Source organism: Duganella zoogloeoides, from assembly GCF_034479515.1.
Classification (GTDB): domain Bacteria; phylum Pseudomonadota; class Gammaproteobacteria; order Burkholderiales; family Burkholderiaceae_D; genus Rugamonas; species Rugamonas zoogloeoides.
This window is the reverse complement of sequence record NZ_CP140152.1, coordinates 5,032,786-5,048,640: the sequence shown is the minus strand read 5'-3', so window position 1 is coordinate 5,048,640 and position 15,855 is coordinate 5,032,786. Positions and strand designations below refer to the sequence as shown.

Sequence of the window (15,855 nt, the reverse complement as noted above, 5' to 3'; positions counted from 1 at the left end):
CATTGAAAGGCCGGTACCAGCATGACGACCACTGACACTGCTCACGCAATCACCACCGCAACTCCCATCGACACCGGTCCGCTGTCGTGGGTGATGGAGGAAATCCGCGAAGCGCTGGCCCGTTCGCGCACCGCCTTGCAGGAAGCGGGCGGGCGCGCCGCCGAAGACCAGGCCACCCAGCTGCAGCACGCCAAGACCCATTTGCACCAGGCCCATGGCGCTTTGCAGATGGTCGATGTGGAAGGCGTGGGCCAGGTCACGGCGCTGGCCGAGACCGCGCTTGACCGCTTCAAGTCGGGCGCCGTCAAATGCACGACTGATCACGTGGAAGCGGTCACCCAGCTGTACCAGGCGCTGGTGGAATACCTGGAAGAGCTGCTGGCCGGCGCGCCATCGCAGCCGGCCAGGCTGTACCCGTACTACCGCGCGGTGCAGGAAATCGTCGGGGCGGAACGCATCCATCCGGCCGACCTGTTTTTCCCCGACCTGGCGCGCGCCGTGGAATTGCCTGCTGCTGCCGATGCGGTGCCCGACACCGCCCCCGACTACGCCGCCCGCCGCCAGCGCTTCGAGCGCGCACTGCTGCCCTACCTGAAAAGCGCGGATCCGGCGCAGCAGCGCGAGCACGCCGCCGCCCTGACCGATGCGGTGGCGGCGGTGGCTGCCGTCCAGCAGGAGGCAAAGCCGCGCGCGTTCTGGCTGGCGCTGCAAGCCTTTGCCGAACTGGTGGCCGGCGGCGATATCGCCGGCAGCGTGCAGGTCAAGCAGCTGTTTGGCATGATCAACCTGCAATTGCGGCGCCTCTCCCAGGGCAATGCCGCCCAGCCGGACGCCATGCTGCGCGACGCCTTGTTCTTCATCGCGGTGGCCGGTCCGGACAGCGGTTCGCCCACGGCGCGCGCGCTGCACGCGGCGTTTGCGCTGGACGGCCTGGCGCCGCCCGACTACGACACCCGCCGCTACGGCCAGCGCGATGCGCTGGCGCCCGCGCAGGCGCGCAGCTGGCAGGATGCCGCACCGGAGCGCAGCACCGCCGAGATCAAGGCAGCGCTGCGCGCGGTGGAGCACGCGCTGGACCGGTTTTATGCCGACCCGCAGCAGCGCGCGGCATTGACCGGGCTGGCGCCGGCGCTCGATGGATTGCAGGCGACATTGACGGAGCTGGAGCAGCCGGCCGCCGCCCAGGCCGCCCTGCAAGTACAGTCGCAGGTAGCGGCCCTGGCGCAGGACGGCGCCGATCCGGCGCAGGAAGCGAAAACGCTCGACGACGTGGTGCACAACCTCAGCGCCCTGGGTTTCTTTGCCGAGCTGCTGGCGCACAACGCGGCCGGGGCGCGCCAGCGCTTTGCCTACGATGCGCGGCAGGGCAGCTTCCGCGCGGTGCCATTTTCCAAGATGGCAGGCGCGGAATCGATCCCGGTGCTCGACGACGCAGTGCCGCCGCCGCCCCCCGCCGCACCGCCGCCGGAAACCGTGCCCGCCGTGGAGACGGCCGCCAACGCGCCGCACCTGCTGGAGCTGTTTCTCTCGGAGGCGCGTGAGACGCTGGACTTCGCCGATACCACGCTGGCCGTCGATGGACCGGGCAACGAACAGTACCTGATCATGCTGCGCCGCTCGTTCAACACCCTGAAGGGCAGCGCCCGCACCGTGGCGTTGGACGACTTCGCCGACGGCGCCCACGCCATCGAGCGCGTAATGAATACCTGGCTGGCCGAAGAGCGCCCGGTGGACGCCGCGCTGACCGCCTTGCTGGAACGGGCCGCCCGCGAACTGCGCGCCTGGACCGACCTGCTGGCCAGCGACGGCGCGCAAGCGCCGCTGACCACCCGCGCCCAGGCTTTGGCTGCCGACGCCAGGCGCGTGATCGATGGCGTTGCCGATGCGGCCGAGACTGCCGACACAGCCGATGCCTCCGGCGCCTCTGACGCATTGGCCAGCGCGGACAACCTGCCTGCTGGTGACGCCGCTATCCCGGCCCCGCTGCTCGCCATCTTCCTGGCGGAAGCCGGGCAGCTGGTGGACCAGCTGGCGCACGACTTCGGCGCCTGGCGCCAGATCCCGCAACGCGCCGCCGAACCGCAGTCGCTGCGGGCCGCGCACACGCTGGCCGGTATTTCCGGCACCGTGGGCGTGCCCGTGCTGCGCGCGCTGGCGCTGGCGCTGGAAGACACGTTGGTCGCGCTGCAGGCGCCCGCGCCTTTCCTCGACCAGGCGCAGCACGACTTGTTCGATTTCACGGCGCAGCGCCTGCGGCAGATGGTCGATACCGTGGGTCGCGGCGACATGCCGGCCGCCCAGCCGGAATTGATCGCCGCGCTGGCGGCGCTGCGCGCGCAGCTGCAAGCGAGCGCACCGGCCGCCAACGCCGCATTGGACGCGCAACTCGACCAGCTGGTGGCCGGCGCACAGGCGCCTGGCGCGGCGGCGCACGACGAATCGCCGCTGGACGCCATGTTCCGCCAGGTGTACGACCAGCTGAGCGGGACCGTGCCGGCATCCGCCGAGCCGGCGCCAGCGCCGAAAAAAGGCTGGCGCAAGGTCGAGCCGCGCGTCGATGACGATATCGACGACTTGTTCAACGCTGCCTTCGACGAAACCTTTGCCGAGCCGCCGCTGCACATCGCCGCACCGGCCGCCGAAATGACTTCGCAGCCACTGCCCGCTCCGGCCGAATCCACCTCGGAACCAGTACCAGCAGCAGACCCGGTAGCAGTCCCGGCACCATTCCACGCCGACACCGGCATCACCGAACTGCCACTGGCCGCCCCGGCGCAGCGCGACGCTCCGCCGGCCATTTTCAACGATGAACTGGACGCCGAACTGCTGGCCGTGTTCCTCGAAGAAGGCGCCGACCTGCTGCCACAGGTAGGCGAGGCCTTGCGCGCCTGGCAGGGCGCACCGCTTGATGCCGGCCACGCGCAAGGTTTGCTGCGCCTGCTGCACACGGTCAAGGGTAGCGCGCGCATGGCCGGCGCCATGCGCCTGGGCCAGCACGTGCACGAGATCGAAACCCATATCGAAAACATGGTGCACGAAGGTTCCGCCACGCCGCTGGCGTTCGACGAGCTGCTGGCCCATTACGACCACGCGCTGCTGCTGTTCGAGCAGTTGCAGCAGGGCGGCATGGCCGCTGCCGTGGAAGCCGATGCGGCGGCCGATCCTGGCGCCGCACCATGCGCCGATGCGCCGTCCGCGCCGTGCGCCGACGACCAGCCGGCCAACAAATCGCCGCTGGTGCGGGTGCGCGCCGATATCCTCGACCGCCTGGTCAACCAGGCCGGCGAAGTGTCGATCGCCCGCTCGCGGCTGGAAAACGAAGTGGGCGCCATGCGCGCCACGCTGGGCGACGTGTCCGACAACCTGTCGCGCTTGCGCCGGCAGCTACGCGAAATCGAAATGCAGGCCGAGTCGCAGATCGCCTCGAGCATGTCGCGCATGGCCGACGTCAACGAGCGCGATTTCGATCCGCTCGAATTCGACCGCTTTACGCGCCTGCAGGAACTCACGCGCATGATGGCCGAAAGCGTCAACGATGCGGCCAGCCTGCACGAGCACCTGTCGCACAGCGTCAATCACGCCAGCGACGACCTGGTGGTGCAGGCGCGCCTCACGCGCGACCTCCAGCGCGACCTGATGCGGGTGCGCATGGTGCCGTTTGCCAGCATTGCCGAGCGCCTGTTCCGGGTGGCGCGCCAGAGCGCCAAGGAAGTGGACAAGCGCGTCAACCTCGACCTGCGCGGCGGCGGCGTGGAAATCGATCGCGGCGTGCTCGAACGCATGGCCGCGCCGTTCGAACACCTGCTGCGCAATGCGATTGCCCACGGCGTGGAACCGCGCGCCGCACGCACGGCGGCCGGCAAGAGCGAAACCGGCGAGCTGCTGATGGAAGTGGCGCAGCAGGGCAACGAGGTGGTCATCGAATTTTCCGACGACGGCGCCGGCCTGGACCTCGAGCGCATCCGCGCCAAGGGCGTCGCCAGCGGCTTGCTGGCAGAAGGCGAAGATGTCACCGAGGCGCAGGTGGCCGACCTGATTTTCGAGCCGGGCTTCACCACCGCCGAAGCGCTGACCGAATTGTCGGGCCGCGGCGTGGGCATGGATATCGTGCAGTCCGAGGCGCAGGCCCTGGGCGGCCGGGTGGACCTGGAATCGACGCCGGGGCAGGGCACGCGTTTCGTGATTCGCCTGCCGCTCACGCTGGCGGTCACCCAGGTTGTGCTGGTGGCTGCCGGGGGCCGCAGCTACGCCCTGCCGGCCATCCTGGTCGAGCAGGTGCAGCAGATGAACGGGGAGGCGCTGGCCGCCGCCCACCAGGTTGGCCACCTGAACGGCCACGTGGCGCTGCATGGCCGCCAGGCCGCGCTGCACTACCTGCCCGCGCTGCTGGGCGATATTGACATGCAGCCGCAGGTCAACCAGTCGGCGCCGGTGATGATGCTCAAAAATGGCACCGAGCGGCTGGCATTGCAGGTGGACGAAGTGCTGGGCAACCGCGAGGTGGTGGTCAAGAATATCGGCCCGCAGCTTGCGCGCATGGCCGGTATCGCCGGCGCCACCGTGCTGGGGTCGGGCGACATCGTGTTGATTCTCAACCCGGTGGCGCTGCTGCACCACCTGGCGCAAAACCCGGAGGCGCGCGCCCAGTATGCGCAGGCGGTCCACGGCGACACCGATGCCGATGCCGGCACGGCGACGCGTGCGCACGCGGCCACGGTGATGGTGGTCGATGATTCGATGACGGTGCGCCGCGTGACCGGGCGCCTGCTCGAGCGCGAAGGCTACCGGGTGCTGCTGGCCAAGGATGGCGTCGATGCGCTGGAACAGCTGCGCGAGCACCAGCCCGACCTGCTGCTGGTCGATATCGAAATGCCGCGCATGGACGGTTTCGATCTCACGCGCCAGGTACGCGGCGATGAACGCACTGCCGGCATCCCGATCATCATGATCACGTCGCGCAGCGCCGACAAGCATCGCAACTACGCGCTGGACCTGGGCGTGGATGCCTTCTTCGGCAAACCGTTCCAGGAGCCGGAGCTGCTCGAGACGATGGAAAAACTGCTCAATCCTCCGGCGGTTTGACCTTCTTGACGACTTCATAGCGCTCAAGCGTGCGCTTGCGCGCCTCGTCGTGCATGACGATCGGGCCCGGGTACTTGAGCGGTTCCATGCGGGAGTGCACCCATGGCGCGTGGATTTCCTTGTCGGTCAGGTGCTTCAGCTGCGGCAGGTAGCGGCGGATGAATTTGCCGGCGCCGTCGAATTTTTCCGACTGCGTGATCGGGTTGAAGATGCGGAAGTACGGTTGCGCATCGCAGCCCGACGATGACGCCCACTGCCAGCCGCCGTTGTTCGAGGCCAGGTCGAAATCGTTCAGGTGCAGCGCGAAATAGGCCTCGCCCCGGCGCCAGTCGATGCCGAGGTCCTTGATCAGGAAGCAGGCGGTGACCATGCGCAGGCGGTTGTGCATATAGCCGGTCTGGTTCAGTTGCAGCATGGCCGCGTCCACCAGCGGGTAGCCGGTGCGCGCTTCGCACCAGGCTGCGAACAGTTCGTCGGCTTCCTCGCCGGTTTCCCATTCGATGGCGTCGTAGGCGGGCTTGAACGAGCCGCCCACCACGTGCGGGTTGTGGAACAGGATCATGGCGTAGAACTCGCGCCAGATCAGTTCCGCCAGCCACACCGGTGCGCCTTCGCCACCGCCGCCGCGCGCCATCAGGTCCACCACCGTGCGCACCAGGTGGCGCACCGACAGCGTGCCGAAGCGGAAATGCAGCGACAGGTACGACGGGCCTTTCACGGCAGGGAAGTCGCGCGCGGTCTTGTAGTGCGCGATGCGCGGCAGGAAATCCTCGAACAGTTGGGCGGCGCCGGACATGCCGGTGGGAATTTTCAGTTCGGCCAGGTTGCTCTGTTCGAAGCCGAGCTGCTTCAAGGTGGGCAACTTGGGTGCGGGCGAGGGAGGCGGCGCCAGGCGCGCGGCGTGCGGTTCGATATGGTAAGGCGCGATCACGCTCGGATCGGCGTCGAGCTTCTTGAGCCAGGCATTCTTGTACGGGGTGAAGACGGAGAACACGCCGCCCGTTTGCGACAGCACTTCGCTTTTCTCGAACACCACCTGGTCCTTGAAGCTGGCGAACGCGCGGCCGTCGGCTTGCAGCGCTTTGGCAACAGCGGCATCACGGGCGATGGCCTGCGGCTCGTAGTCGTGGTTGCAATACACTGCATCGACTTTCAATTCGGCGGCCAGCGCCGGGATTGCCGTCAGCGGATCGCCGTGGCGTGCCAGCAGGCAACCGCCCATCTGGCGCAGTTCGGCATCGACCTCGGCCACGCTGGCGTGTATGAAGTCCACGCGCCGGTCCTGGCGCGGCAAAGCGTCCAGGATGGTGCTGTCATAGATGAATGCGCAGTAGACTTTGTGGCTGTCTTGCAGTGCCTGATGCAGGGCAACATGATCGAAAACGCGCAGATCGCGGCGCAGCCATACCAGGGTTGAATCGTGTTTCATTGAGTCTGTGTCTATCTTGTGGGGCAACGCAATCGTCGGTGCGCTGCGATTTCAGTGTAAACTACGCGGTGACTTGCTAGATGCGAATACTAGCACCGACCGCCCTGCGCGGCCCCGCACACAGAGAGCAATGCGTATGAAGAAGAGCAAAATCGGCAAAACGCTTCCTGTCCCCGGCTTGTTACAGGAAGACCCGTTGGCCCCATTGAGCGCCACCGCCACCGAGGGCGACGGCCCGGTCCCGCAACTGAACCTGGCCAATCATTTCCTGATCGCCATGCCTTCCATGCAAGATCCGGTCTTCGGCGGCACCGTGGTGTATGTCTGCGAACACAATGAAAACGGCGTGCTGGGCGTGGTGATCAACAAGCCCACCGACATGACCATGCAAGTGCTGTTCGAACGGATCGACCTCAAGCTCGAGGGCGACCAGGACAGCGCGGTCGATCAGCCGGTCATGTTCGGCGGCCCGGTGCAGGACGATCGCGGTTTCGTGCTGCACACGCCGGGCCAGCGTTATTCGTCGTCGCTCACCGTCACCAGCGAGGTGGCGTTCACCACGTCGATCGACGTGCTCGAGGCGGTAGCGTCCGGCGACGGTCCGCCGCGCATGCTGGTGTCCATCGGCTACTCGGGCTGGAGCCCGGGCCAGCTCGAAGACGAGATCGGCCGCAACGGCTGGCTCACGGTCGGCGCCGATCCCGAGATCCTGTTCGGCGTGCCGATCGAGCAACGCTACACGGCGGCGATACGCCTGCTGGGCATCGACCCGCTGATGCTCGCGTCCGAGGCCGGCCATGCGTAAGAAGTCTGTCCTGTGAGAGCTGACACCATCTTTGCCTTCGATTTCGGCGTCAAACGCATCGGCGTGGCCATGGGCAATACCCTGATTCGCCAGGCCACGCCCGTCAAGGTCATTGCCGCGATCGACAACGCCACCCGCTTTGCCGCGATTCAAACCCTGCTCGACGAGTGGCAGCCCACGCTGCTGGTCGTCGGCCTGCCGATGCACCCGGACGGCACGCCCCACGACATGACGGCGCGCGCACGCAAGTTCGCCAACCAGCTGCACGGCCGTTTTAATTTGCCGGTGGAACTGGTCGACGAGCGCTACAGCTCGGCCGTGATCAGCGCCAAGCGCGGCGAAGTGATCGACGACCGCGCCGCTGCCATCATCCTGCAACAATATTTCGACACCCACTGACCATGCCTACAATCAACCCCAACCAACTCGATGCCGAAGCGCTGTATGCGACGCTGCTGGCCGACGTCAAAGCCGGCCTGGCCGGCGTGTCCGATGTCGCCATCGTCGGCATCCACTCCGGCGGCGCCTGGATCGCCGAACGCCTGGCGGCCGACCTGGGCCTGTCCGCGCGCTGCGGCGTGCTCGACGTCTCGTTCTACCGCGACGACTACGCCAAGAAAGGCCTGCCGGCCGAGGTCAAGCCCACCAACATCAGCTTCGATGTGGCCGCCGCCAACATCCTGCTGGTCGATGACGTGCTGTACACGGGCCGCACCACGCGCGCCGCGATCAACGAGCTGTTCGACTACGGCCGCCCGGCGCGCATCATGCTCGCGGCCCTGGTCGATCGCGGCGAACGGCAACTGCCAGTCGCGGCCGATTTCGTGGCCGCCCATGTCACCGTGCAGAAAGGGCAGGCGCTGGTGCTCAAGCGCGCCGATGACGGACAATTCACGCTTACCATCGATCACGCATAACCTACGTTTAACTCTACGCCCATCACCATGCTCAATCCGCAACTGAACAAACACGGCGAACTGCAGCACCTGCTGTCGATCGAGGGACTGCCCAAGTCCATCCTCAATCACATCCTCGATACCGCCTCGTCGTTCGTCGGCATTTCCGACCGCGATGTAAAAAAAGTCCCGCTGATGCGCGGCAAATCGGTGTTCAACCTGTTCTTCGAGAACTCCACCCGCACCCGCACCACGTTCGAGATCGCCGCCAAGCGCCTGTCGGCCGACGTGATCAACCTGAACATCCAGGCCTCGTCGGCCAGCAAGGGCGAATCGCTGCTCGACACCATCGACAACCTGTCGGCCATGCATGCCGACATGTTCGTGGTGCGCCACGCGCAGTCGGGCGCGCCGTACCTGATCGCCAAGCACCTGATGGAGACGAAGCAATCGCACGTGCACGTGGTCAACGCCGGTGACGGCCGCCACGCCCACCCCACCCAGGGGCTGCTGGACATGTACACGATCCGCCACTACAAGAAAGATTTTACGAATTTGCGCGTGGCCATCGTGGGCGACATCCTGCACAGCCGGGTGGCGCGCTCCGATATCCACGCGCTGACCACGCTGGGCGTGCCGGAAGTGCGCGCGATCGGCCCGCACACCCTGCTGCCGGGCGGCCTCGAGCAAATGGGCGTGCGCACCTTCACCAACATGGATGAAGGCTTGAAGGACGTCGATGTGATCATCATGCTGCGCCTGCAAAACGAGCGCATGAGTGGCGCGCTGCTGCCGTCGGCGCAGGAATACTTCAAGAGCTACGGCCTGACACCCGAGCGCCTGGCGCTGGCCAAGCCCGACGCCATCGTGATGCACCCCGGTCCGATGAACCGTGGCGTGGAAATCGATTCGGCCGTGGCCGATGGCGCGCAAGCGGTGATTTTGCCGCAGGTAACTTTCGGGATCGCCGTCCGCATGGCGGTGATGAGCATCGTGGCAGGTACGCAGGGATGAGCGCAGGTATGAAAAACATTGTTATCAAAAACGGCCAGGTGATCGACCCGGCCAACGGCATCGACGGCCAGCACGACCTGTACATTGTCGATGGCAAGATTGCCGCCATCGGCACCGCCCCGCAAGGTTTTACCGCCGACCGGACCATCGACGCTGCCGGCCTGATCGTGTCGCCCGGCTTCGTCGATCTGGCCGCGCGCCTGCGCGAACCGGGCTACGAATACAAGGCCACGCTGGACTCGGAAATGCAGGCCGCCATGCAAGGCGGCGTGACCAGCCTGGTGTGCCCGCCCGACACCGACCCGGTCCTCGATGAACCTGGCCTGGTGGAAATGCTGAAACACCGCGCCCGCTCGCTCAACCAGGCCCACGTGCACCCGCTGGGCGCGCTGACCATGGGCTTGAAGGGCAAGGCGCTGACAGAAATGGCCGAGCTGACCGAATCGGGCTGCATCGGCTTTTCGCAGGCCGAGGAAGTCATCGAAGACACCAACGTGCTGCTGCGCGCGCTGCAATACGCGGCCACGTTCGGCTTCACCGTGTGGCTGCGTCCGCAGGATGCGCACATCGGCCGGGGCGGCATCGCTGCCAGCGGTCCGCTGGCCTCGCGCCTGGGCTTGTCCGGCGTGCCGGTCATGTCCGAGACCATCGCCCTGCACACGATTTTCGAGTTGATGCGCTCTACCGGCGCGCGCGTGCACCTGTGCCGTATTTCGTCGGCGGCCGGCCTCGAACTGATCCGTGGCGCCAAGGCCGAAGGCTTGCCGGTCACGTGCGACGTCGGCGCCCACCACGTCCACATGACCGATGCCGACATCGGCTTCTTCGACTCCAACGCGCGCATGACGCCACCGTTCCGCAGCCAGCGCGACCGCGATGCGATCCGCCTGGGCCTGCTCGACGGCACCATCGACGCGCTGTGCTCGGACCACACGCCGGTGGACGACGATGAAAAATTGCTGCCGTTCGGCGAAGCCTCGCCAGGCGCTACCGGACTGGAACTGCTGCTGTCGCTGAGCCTGAAATGGGCCACCGATTACGCTGCCCAGCAAAACACCGGAGATATGCGTCCGCTGGCGCGGGCGATCGCCCGCATCACGTCCGAGCCGGCCCGCGTGGCGGGACTGGCCGCCGGCACCTTGTCGGTGGGCGCGGTGGCCGACGTGGTGGTGTTCGATCCGGAAGCACACTGGACGGTGGAAGCGGCGGCCCTGGCTAGCCAGGGCAAGCATACGCCTTTCCTCGGCTACAACCTGGCCGGGCAGGTGCGCACGACCATCGTGGCGGGTCACGTCGCGTTCCAGCGTTCTTGATGGCATGAAGTTGTCTACCATGTTGCGCCTGGCGCGCGTGCTCACGCACGTGCTGCAGGGCATGGCGATTTGCGCCGTCATGTTTCCCTGGCTGGGGCAGGAGCGGCGCAATGGCCACATCCGCCGCTGGTCGCGCCATTTGCTCACACTATGTAATGTGACCGTGGTGCAGGACGGCGGCGTCAGCGCTGCCGCGCCGGCGCCGGTGCTGTCGCAGGCGATGGTGGTGTCGAACCACGTCTCGTGGCTCGATATTTTCGTGATCCACAGCCTGTATCCCAGCCATTTCGTGGCCAAGGCCGAAATCCGGTCGTGGCCGCTGGCCGGGTGGCTGGCGCAGAAAGCCGGTACCGTCTTTATCGCACGCGGCAACCGGCGCGACCTGCGCCTGATTTTCGAGGGACTGGTGACGACCTTGCAGCGCGGCGAGCGCGTGGCGTTCTTCCCTGAAGGGACCACCGCTTCGCAAGGGGAGTTGCTGCCGTTTCACGCCAACCTGTTCGAGGCGGCCATCGACGCCCAGGTGCCCGTGCAGCCGTTCGCGCTGCGCTACGTGGACGCCGCTGGCGCCTTGCACCACTCGGTCGATTTCATCGGCGAGATGACGTTTGCCGAGAGCATCGTGGCAATCCTGGACGGGCCGCCGGTGACCGCGCGCGTGGCCATCATGCCGGCCATCGCAACTGTCGGCGCGCACCGGCGCGAGCTGGCTGAAGTTGCGCACCAGGCGGTTGCCAGCGCACTAGGCGTGACTTCCACCTCCCATTAAGCCTTCTTCTTGGCCGGTTCCTGGAACTGTGGACACTGCACTTGCAGCAGGCTGCGGTCTTCCAGGCACATGGCCGATAACTGCCCGCCCCATACGCAGCCGCTGTCGAGGCCGATCAAGTCGGGACGCACGGTCAGCCCCAGCGCCGACCAGTGGCCGAATACCACCGTGGCGTTGGCGCTCTGGCGGCCCGGCACTTCGAACCACGGCATCAGGCCGGAAGACGGGTCGGCCTTGCCGCTTTCCTTCATCTTGAAGTCCATGACGCCGGCTGCATCGCAAAAGCGCAGCCGCGTCATGGCGTTGATGATGCAGCGCAGGCGGTCGGCGCCGGCCAGCTGGTCCGACCACTGCGCCGGCTCGTTGCCGTACATCTGCGCCAAAAATTCTGCAAAGGCGTGGTCGGGACCGCGCAGCATCGCCTGCACTTCGCCAGCCAGGGCCAGCGCCTGTTGCGCGTTCCATTGCGGCAGCAGGCCGGCGTGCACCAGCACATGTTCGCGGCCGGCGGCGTGGACCGAGATCGCCAGCGGCCGGCGCCGCACCCAATCGATCAGTTCGTCGCGGTCGGGGGCGTCGAGAATCTCGGCCAGGGTATCGGACTTGTGCTCGGCGCGGATGCCATAGGCCACCGCCAGCAGGTGCAGGTCGTGATTGCCGAGCACGCTGTCGATGCGCCCGCCGCTGGCCAGCGCCAATCGGCGCACATGGCGCAGCGTCGCCAGCGAGTCGGGGCCCCGGTTGATCAGGTCGCCTGCAAACAGGATGGCAGGCGCCATATTGCCGCACTCGGCCGCATGCGCACGGATACGGTCGAGCATGGACAGTGCTTGTTCGTGGCAGCCTTGCAGATCCCCGATGACATAGGTTTGCATATTAAATACTCATGGATTCGTTGCTTGAAAATTTGAAAATAGCGGCGAAATCAGGGAACGATGTCGATTTTTGCCCATCAGCACCGAAGTTTCACATAAAATATCGCCTAATATTAACTAACGCTTGCTGCAGGATACTAAATGATTTTTGTTACAGGTGGTGCCGGCTTCATCGGTTCGAATTTTGTCCTCGACTGGCTGGCCCAGTCCGATGAGTCCGTTGTCAACTTCGACAAGCTCACCTATGCCGGCAACCTCAACAACCTTGCTACCCTGAAGCAGGATGCGCGCCACATCTTCGTGCGCGGCGACATCTGCGACCAGGCCCAGGTCCTGGCGCTGTTCCAGGAACACAAGCCACGCGCGGTGGTGCACTTCGCCGCCGAAAGCCACGTCGATCGTTCGATCCTGGGACCTGGCGAATTCATTAACACCAACATCAACGGTACTTTCAGCCTGCTCGAAGCGGCGCGTGCTTACTGGTCGGCGCTGCCGGAAGCAGAAAAAGCGTCTTTCCGCTTCCTGCACGTGTCCACCGACGAGGTATATGGCACGCTGGGCCCGGACGATGCGCCGTTCACCGAAACCACCGCATTTGCGCCCAACAGCCCGTATTCGGCATCGAAAGCGGCCTCGGACCACCTGGTACGCTCGTACTTCCATACTTACGGCCTGCCGGTGGTGACCACCAACTGCTCGAACAACTACGGTCCGTACCACTTCCCGGAAAAATTGATTCCGCTGATCATCGCCAACGCCCAGGCCGGCAAACCGCTGCCGATTTACGGCGATGGCCAGCAAGTGCGTGACTGGCTGTATGTGAGCGACCACTGCGCCGCGATCCGCCGCGTGCTGGAAGCCGGTCGCCTGGGCGAGACCTACAACGTGGGCGGCTGGAACGAAATGGCCAACCTCGACGTAGTGCATACGCTGTGCGACATGCTCGACCAGCAAAAACCGAAGGCCGATGGCAGCAGCTACCGCGCCCAGATCACCTATGTCAAAGACCGTCCGGGCCACGACCGTCGTTACGCCATCGACGCCCGCAAGCTCGAGCGCGAACTGGGCTGGAAACCGGCCGAGACCTTCGAGACCGGCATCGCCAAGACCGTGCAGTGGTACCTCGACAACCAGGCCTGGGTCACCGATGTGCAATCGGGCAGCTATGCCAACTGGGTGGAAACCAACTATTTCAACCGCGAAGGCCAGCAATGAGCGCCGCGACCAATACCCTGAACCGCAAGGGCATCATCCTGGCCGGCGGTTCCGGCACCCGCTTGTACCCGGTCACCATGGCTGTATCGAAGCAATTGCTGCCGATCTACGACAAGCCGATGATCTATCATCCGCTGACGGTATTGATGTTAGCCGGCATTACCGAAATCCTGCTGATTTCGACGCCGCAAGACACGCCGCGTTTCCAGGATTTGCTGGGCGACGGCAGCCAGTGGGGCATCAAGCTCAGCTATGCTGTACAGCCCTCGCCGGACGGCCTGGCGCAAGCCTTCATCATCGGCAAGGAATTTATCGGCGATGCGCCATCGGCGCTGATCCTCGGCGATAACATCTACTATGGCAACGACCTCGACGCCCTGCTGCGCAGCGCCAGCGAGGAGCCAGCAGGCGCCACCGTGTTTGCCTACCACGTGCAGGATCCCGAGCGTTACGGCGTGGTGGAATTCGACGACGGCCGCACTGCCATCTCGATCGAGGAAAAGCCGCTCAAGCCCAAGTCGAACTACGCAGTTACCGGCCTGTACTTCTACGACAACAAGGTGTGCGATATCGCCGCCAGTATCAAGCCGTCGCCGCGCGGCGAGCTGGAAATTACCGACGTCAACCGCGTTTACCTCGAACAGAACAAGCTCAAGGTGGAAGTGATGGGACGCGGCATGGCCTGGCTCGACACCGGTACCCACGATTCGCTGCTGGAAGCGGGGCAATTCATCGCCACCATCGAAAAGCGCCAGGGCCTGAAAGTCGCTTGCCCGGAAGAAATCGCCTACCGCAAGGGCTATATCACCGCCGACCAGGTACGCAAGCTGGCCGAGCCGCTCAAGAAAAACAATTACGGCCAGTACTTGCTGCAAATTTTGGAAGATAAGGTTGTGCCCCGATGAACGTGATTACTACCCCGCTTGAAGGCTTGCTGGTGCTGGAGCCGCGCGTGTTCGGCGATGACCGCGGCTATTTTTTCGAAAGCTATAACGCCCGCCGTTTCAAGGAATTGTCCGGCGTCGATCCCGTCTTTGTGCAAGACAACCATTCGCGCTCGGCCAAGGGCGTGTTGCGCGGCCTGCATTACCAGATCCAGCAGGCCCAGGGCAAGCTGGTGCGGGTGACCGAAGGCGCCGTATTCGATGTCGCAGTCGATCTGCGCAAGAGCTCGCCGACCTTCGGCCAGTGGTTCGGTATCGAGTTGTCGGCCGAAAACAAGCGCCAGTTGTGGATCCCTGCCGGCTTCGCGCATGGCTTCGTGGTCACGTCCGAGGTCGCGTCGTTCCTGTACAAGACCACCGATTACTGGGCGCCCGAGTTCGAGCGCGCGGTGTTGTGGAACGATCCGGCGATCGGCATCGACTGGCCGCTCGATGGTGAGCCGCAATTGTCGGGCAAAGATCAAGTGGCATCGCTGCTGGCCGACGCCGAGGTCTTCGCATGAAGATCCTGTTGACCGGTAGCACCGGCCAGGTCGGTTACGAGCTGGCACGCAGCCTGCAAGGCCTGGGCGAAGTCGTGGCGGTCGATCGCAACGTCATGGACTTGTCCAACCTGGACCAGGTGCGCGACGTGATCCGCACCGTGCGTCCGCAACTGATCGTCAACCCGGCCGCTTACACCGCCGTGGACAAGGCCGAGAGCGAGCCGGAGCTGGCGTACCGCGTCAATGCCGAAGCCCCGGGCCTGATGGCGCAGGAAGCGAAACTGCTGGGCGCAGCCATGGTGCATTACTCCACCGACTACGTGTTCGATGGCAGCGACCCGTCGCCGCGCGGCGAGGACGATGCCACCGGCCCCCTGAATGTGTATGGCGCCAGCAAGCTCGCTGGCGAGCAGGCGATTGCCGCTGCCGGCATCGACCACCTGATCTTCCGTACCAGCTGGGTGTATGGCATGCGCGGCAAGAACTTCCTGCTGACCATGATGCGCCTGGCCAAGGAACGCGAGGAATTGAAGGTCGTGGCCGACCAGCATGGCGCACCGACCTGGAGCCGCACCATTGCCGACACCACGGCCCTGGTGCTGGCCCAAGCCCAGGCTCAAACCCAGGCCGGTGCCGACTGGTGGAGCCAGAACAGCGGCGTGTACCACCTGAGTGCGCAAGGCCAGACCACCTGGTTCGAGTTCACGCAGGCCATCGTCGAAGCGGCCGGCCTGTCGTGCCGCGTGCTGCCGATCGGCAGCGCGGAGTACCCGACCCCGGCCCGCCGTCCACAGTACTCGGTGATGTCGTCCGAGCGCCTGGTATCGCATTTCTGCCACTTGCCCGACTGGAAGCAAGCCCTGCATCTCTGCATGGGCTGACCACCTGGCATTACCGCAACATCACGTTACAAACCTGGCGAGTTTGTATCGATTGGTAAGCAAGCAAGCTTTGCCAATATTCCACTGCTAAGATCGCGGCGCACATTTTTGCGCCGCGCATCGTTACTCTCCCTTGCTTTGCGCATA

Annotated in this window: 13 protein-coding genes; 11 read left to right on the top strand and 2 right to left on the bottom strand. The window is 65.2% G+C overall.

Translation table 11 applies throughout. The features are described 5' to 3' along the window. Positions 1–21: 21 nt before the first annotated feature. Positions 22–5,082 carry an Hpt domain-containing protein gene (locus tag SR858_RS22300; protein WP_019921336.1) on the top strand — a complete coding sequence of 1,687 codons (5,061 nt, stop codon included), beginning with the start codon at positions 22–24 and terminating at the stop codon, positions 5,080–5,082. On the opposite strand, the gene SR858_RS22295 is transcribed toward SR858_RS22300, so the two are convergent. Next, entirely contained in the window at positions 5,063–6,511 is a 1,449-nt protein-coding gene (locus SR858_RS22295) for a cryptochrome/photolyase family protein (RefSeq protein WP_019921337.1), read from the bottom strand. The genes SR858_RS22300 and SR858_RS22295 overlap by 20 nt on opposite strands. Before the next feature lie 136 nt (positions 6,512–6,647). On the opposite strand from SR858_RS22295, the gene SR858_RS22290 reads away from it, so the two are divergent. Genes SR858_RS22290 through SR858_RS22265 form a run of 6 tightly spaced genes read left to right on the top strand, consistent with a single transcriptional unit; the run spans position 6,648 to position 11,308 of the window. Then, positions 6,648–7,316: a YqgE/AlgH family protein gene (locus SR858_RS22290; RefSeq protein WP_019921338.1), complete on the top strand. Its 669-nt coding sequence runs from the start codon at positions 6,648–6,650 to the stop codon at positions 7,314–7,316. 12 nt (positions 7,317–7,328) lie between these two features. Continuing rightward, positions 7,329–7,715, top strand: coding sequence for a Holliday junction resolvase RuvX (ruvX, locus tag SR858_RS22285; RefSeq protein WP_019921339.1), 387 nt, complete (start codon positions 7,329–7,331; stop codon positions 7,713–7,715). 2 nt (positions 7,716–7,717) lie between these two features. After that, on the top strand, positions 7,718–8,233 hold the full coding sequence (gene pyrR, locus SR858_RS22280; RefSeq protein ID WP_019921340.1) for a bifunctional pyr operon transcriptional regulator/uracil phosphoribosyltransferase PyrR: 516 nt from the start codon (positions 7,718–7,720) through the stop codon (positions 8,231–8,233). A 27-nt stretch (positions 8,234–8,260) separates the two neighbouring features. Beyond that, positions 8,261–9,226: an aspartate carbamoyltransferase catalytic subunit gene (locus SR858_RS22275; protein WP_019921341.1), complete on the top strand. Its 966-nt coding sequence runs from the start codon at positions 8,261–8,263 to the stop codon at positions 9,224–9,226. Positions 9,227–9,234: 8 nt separating this feature from the next. Further along, on the top strand, positions 9,235–10,539 hold the full coding sequence (locus SR858_RS22270) for a dihydroorotase (RefSeq protein WP_019921342.1): 1,305 nt from the start codon (positions 9,235–9,237) through the stop codon (positions 10,537–10,539). Between the two features lie 4 nt (positions 10,540–10,543). Beyond that, positions 10,544–11,308: a lysophospholipid acyltransferase family protein gene (locus tag SR858_RS22265; protein ID WP_026637200.1), complete on the top strand. Its 765-nt coding sequence runs from the start codon at positions 10,544–10,546 to the stop codon at positions 11,306–11,308. On the opposite strand, the gene SR858_RS22260 is transcribed toward SR858_RS22265, so the two are convergent. Continuing rightward, a complete protein-coding gene (locus tag SR858_RS22260) occupies positions 11,305–12,183 on the bottom strand; it encodes a symmetrical bis(5'-nucleosyl)-tetraphosphatase (RefSeq protein ID WP_019921344.1) in 879 nt (292 codons plus the stop codon). The genes SR858_RS22265 and SR858_RS22260 overlap by 4 nt on opposite strands. Before the next feature lie 141 nt (positions 12,184–12,324). Between SR858_RS22260 and rfbB the strand changes: the two genes are divergently transcribed. The 4 genes from rfbB to rfbD are packed head-to-tail and all read left to right on the top strand — an operon-like array spanning position 12,325 to position 15,708. Further along, positions 12,325–13,398, top strand: a complete 1,074-nt coding sequence (gene rfbB, locus SR858_RS22255; protein WP_019921345.1) for a dTDP-glucose 4,6-dehydratase — start codon at positions 12,325–12,327, stop codon at positions 13,396–13,398. Continuing rightward, positions 13,395–14,303, top strand: a complete 909-nt coding sequence (gene rfbA, locus SR858_RS22250) for a glucose-1-phosphate thymidylyltransferase RfbA (protein WP_019921346.1) — start codon at positions 13,395–13,397, stop codon at positions 14,301–14,303. The genes rfbB and rfbA overlap by 4 nt, the downstream gene beginning before the upstream one ends. Continuing rightward, the gene (rfbC, locus tag SR858_RS22245; RefSeq protein WP_019921347.1) at positions 14,300–14,845 is read left to right on the top strand and encodes a dTDP-4-dehydrorhamnose 3,5-epimerase; all 546 of its coding nucleotides are present in this window, start codon (positions 14,300–14,302) and stop codon (positions 14,843–14,845) included. The genes rfbA and rfbC overlap by 4 nt, the downstream gene beginning before the upstream one ends. Beyond that, positions 14,842–15,708 carry a dTDP-4-dehydrorhamnose reductase gene (gene rfbD / locus SR858_RS22240; RefSeq protein ID WP_019921348.1) on the top strand — a complete coding sequence of 289 codons (867 nt, stop codon included), beginning with the start codon at positions 14,842–14,844 and terminating at the stop codon, positions 15,706–15,708. Before rfbC ends, rfbD begins: the two co-directional genes overlap by 4 nt. The last annotated feature ends 147 nt before the right edge of the window (positions 15,709–15,855 follow it).

Excerpts from the sequence above, each read along its gene's own strand:
- rfbD (WP_019921348.1), top strand. The coding sequence starts at position 14,842 with ATGAAGATCCTGTTGACCGGTAGCACCGGCCAGGTCGGTTACGAGCTG.
- rfbB (WP_019921345.1), top strand. The coding sequence starts at position 12,325 with ATGATTTTTGTTACAGGTGGTGCCGGCTTCATCGGTTCGAATTTTGTC.
- SR858_RS22300 (WP_019921336.1), top strand. The coding sequence starts at position 22 with ATGACGACCACTGACACTGCTCACGCAATCACCACCGCAACTCCCATC.
- SR858_RS22290 (WP_019921338.1), top strand. The coding sequence starts at position 6,648 with ATGAAGAAGAGCAAAATCGGCAAAACGCTTCCTGTCCCCGGCTTGTTA.
- pyrR (WP_019921340.1), top strand. The coding sequence starts at position 7,718 with ATGCCTACAATCAACCCCAACCAACTCGATGCCGAAGCGCTGTATGCG.
- rfbA (WP_019921346.1), top strand. The coding sequence starts at position 13,395 with ATGAGCGCCGCGACCAATACCCTGAACCGCAAGGGCATCATCCTGGCC.
- SR858_RS22275 (WP_019921341.1), top strand. The coding sequence starts at position 8,261 with ATGCTCAATCCGCAACTGAACAAACACGGCGAACTGCAGCACCTGCTG.
- rfbC (WP_019921347.1), top strand. The coding sequence starts at position 14,300 with ATGAACGTGATTACTACCCCGCTTGAAGGCTTGCTGGTGCTGGAGCCG.
- SR858_RS22295 (WP_019921337.1), bottom strand. The coding sequence starts at position 6,511 with ATGAAACACGATTCAACCCTGGTATGGCTGCGCCGCGATCTGCGCGTT.
- SR858_RS22270 (WP_019921342.1), top strand. The coding sequence starts at position 9,235 with ATGAAAAACATTGTTATCAAAAACGGCCAGGTGATCGACCCGGCCAAC.
- SR858_RS22260 (WP_019921344.1), bottom strand. The coding sequence starts at position 12,183 with ATGCAAACCTATGTCATCGGGGATCTGCAAGGCTGCCACGAACAAGCA.
- SR858_RS22265 (WP_026637200.1), top strand. The coding sequence starts at position 10,544 with ATGAAGTTGTCTACCATGTTGCGCCTGGCGCGCGTGCTCACGCACGTG.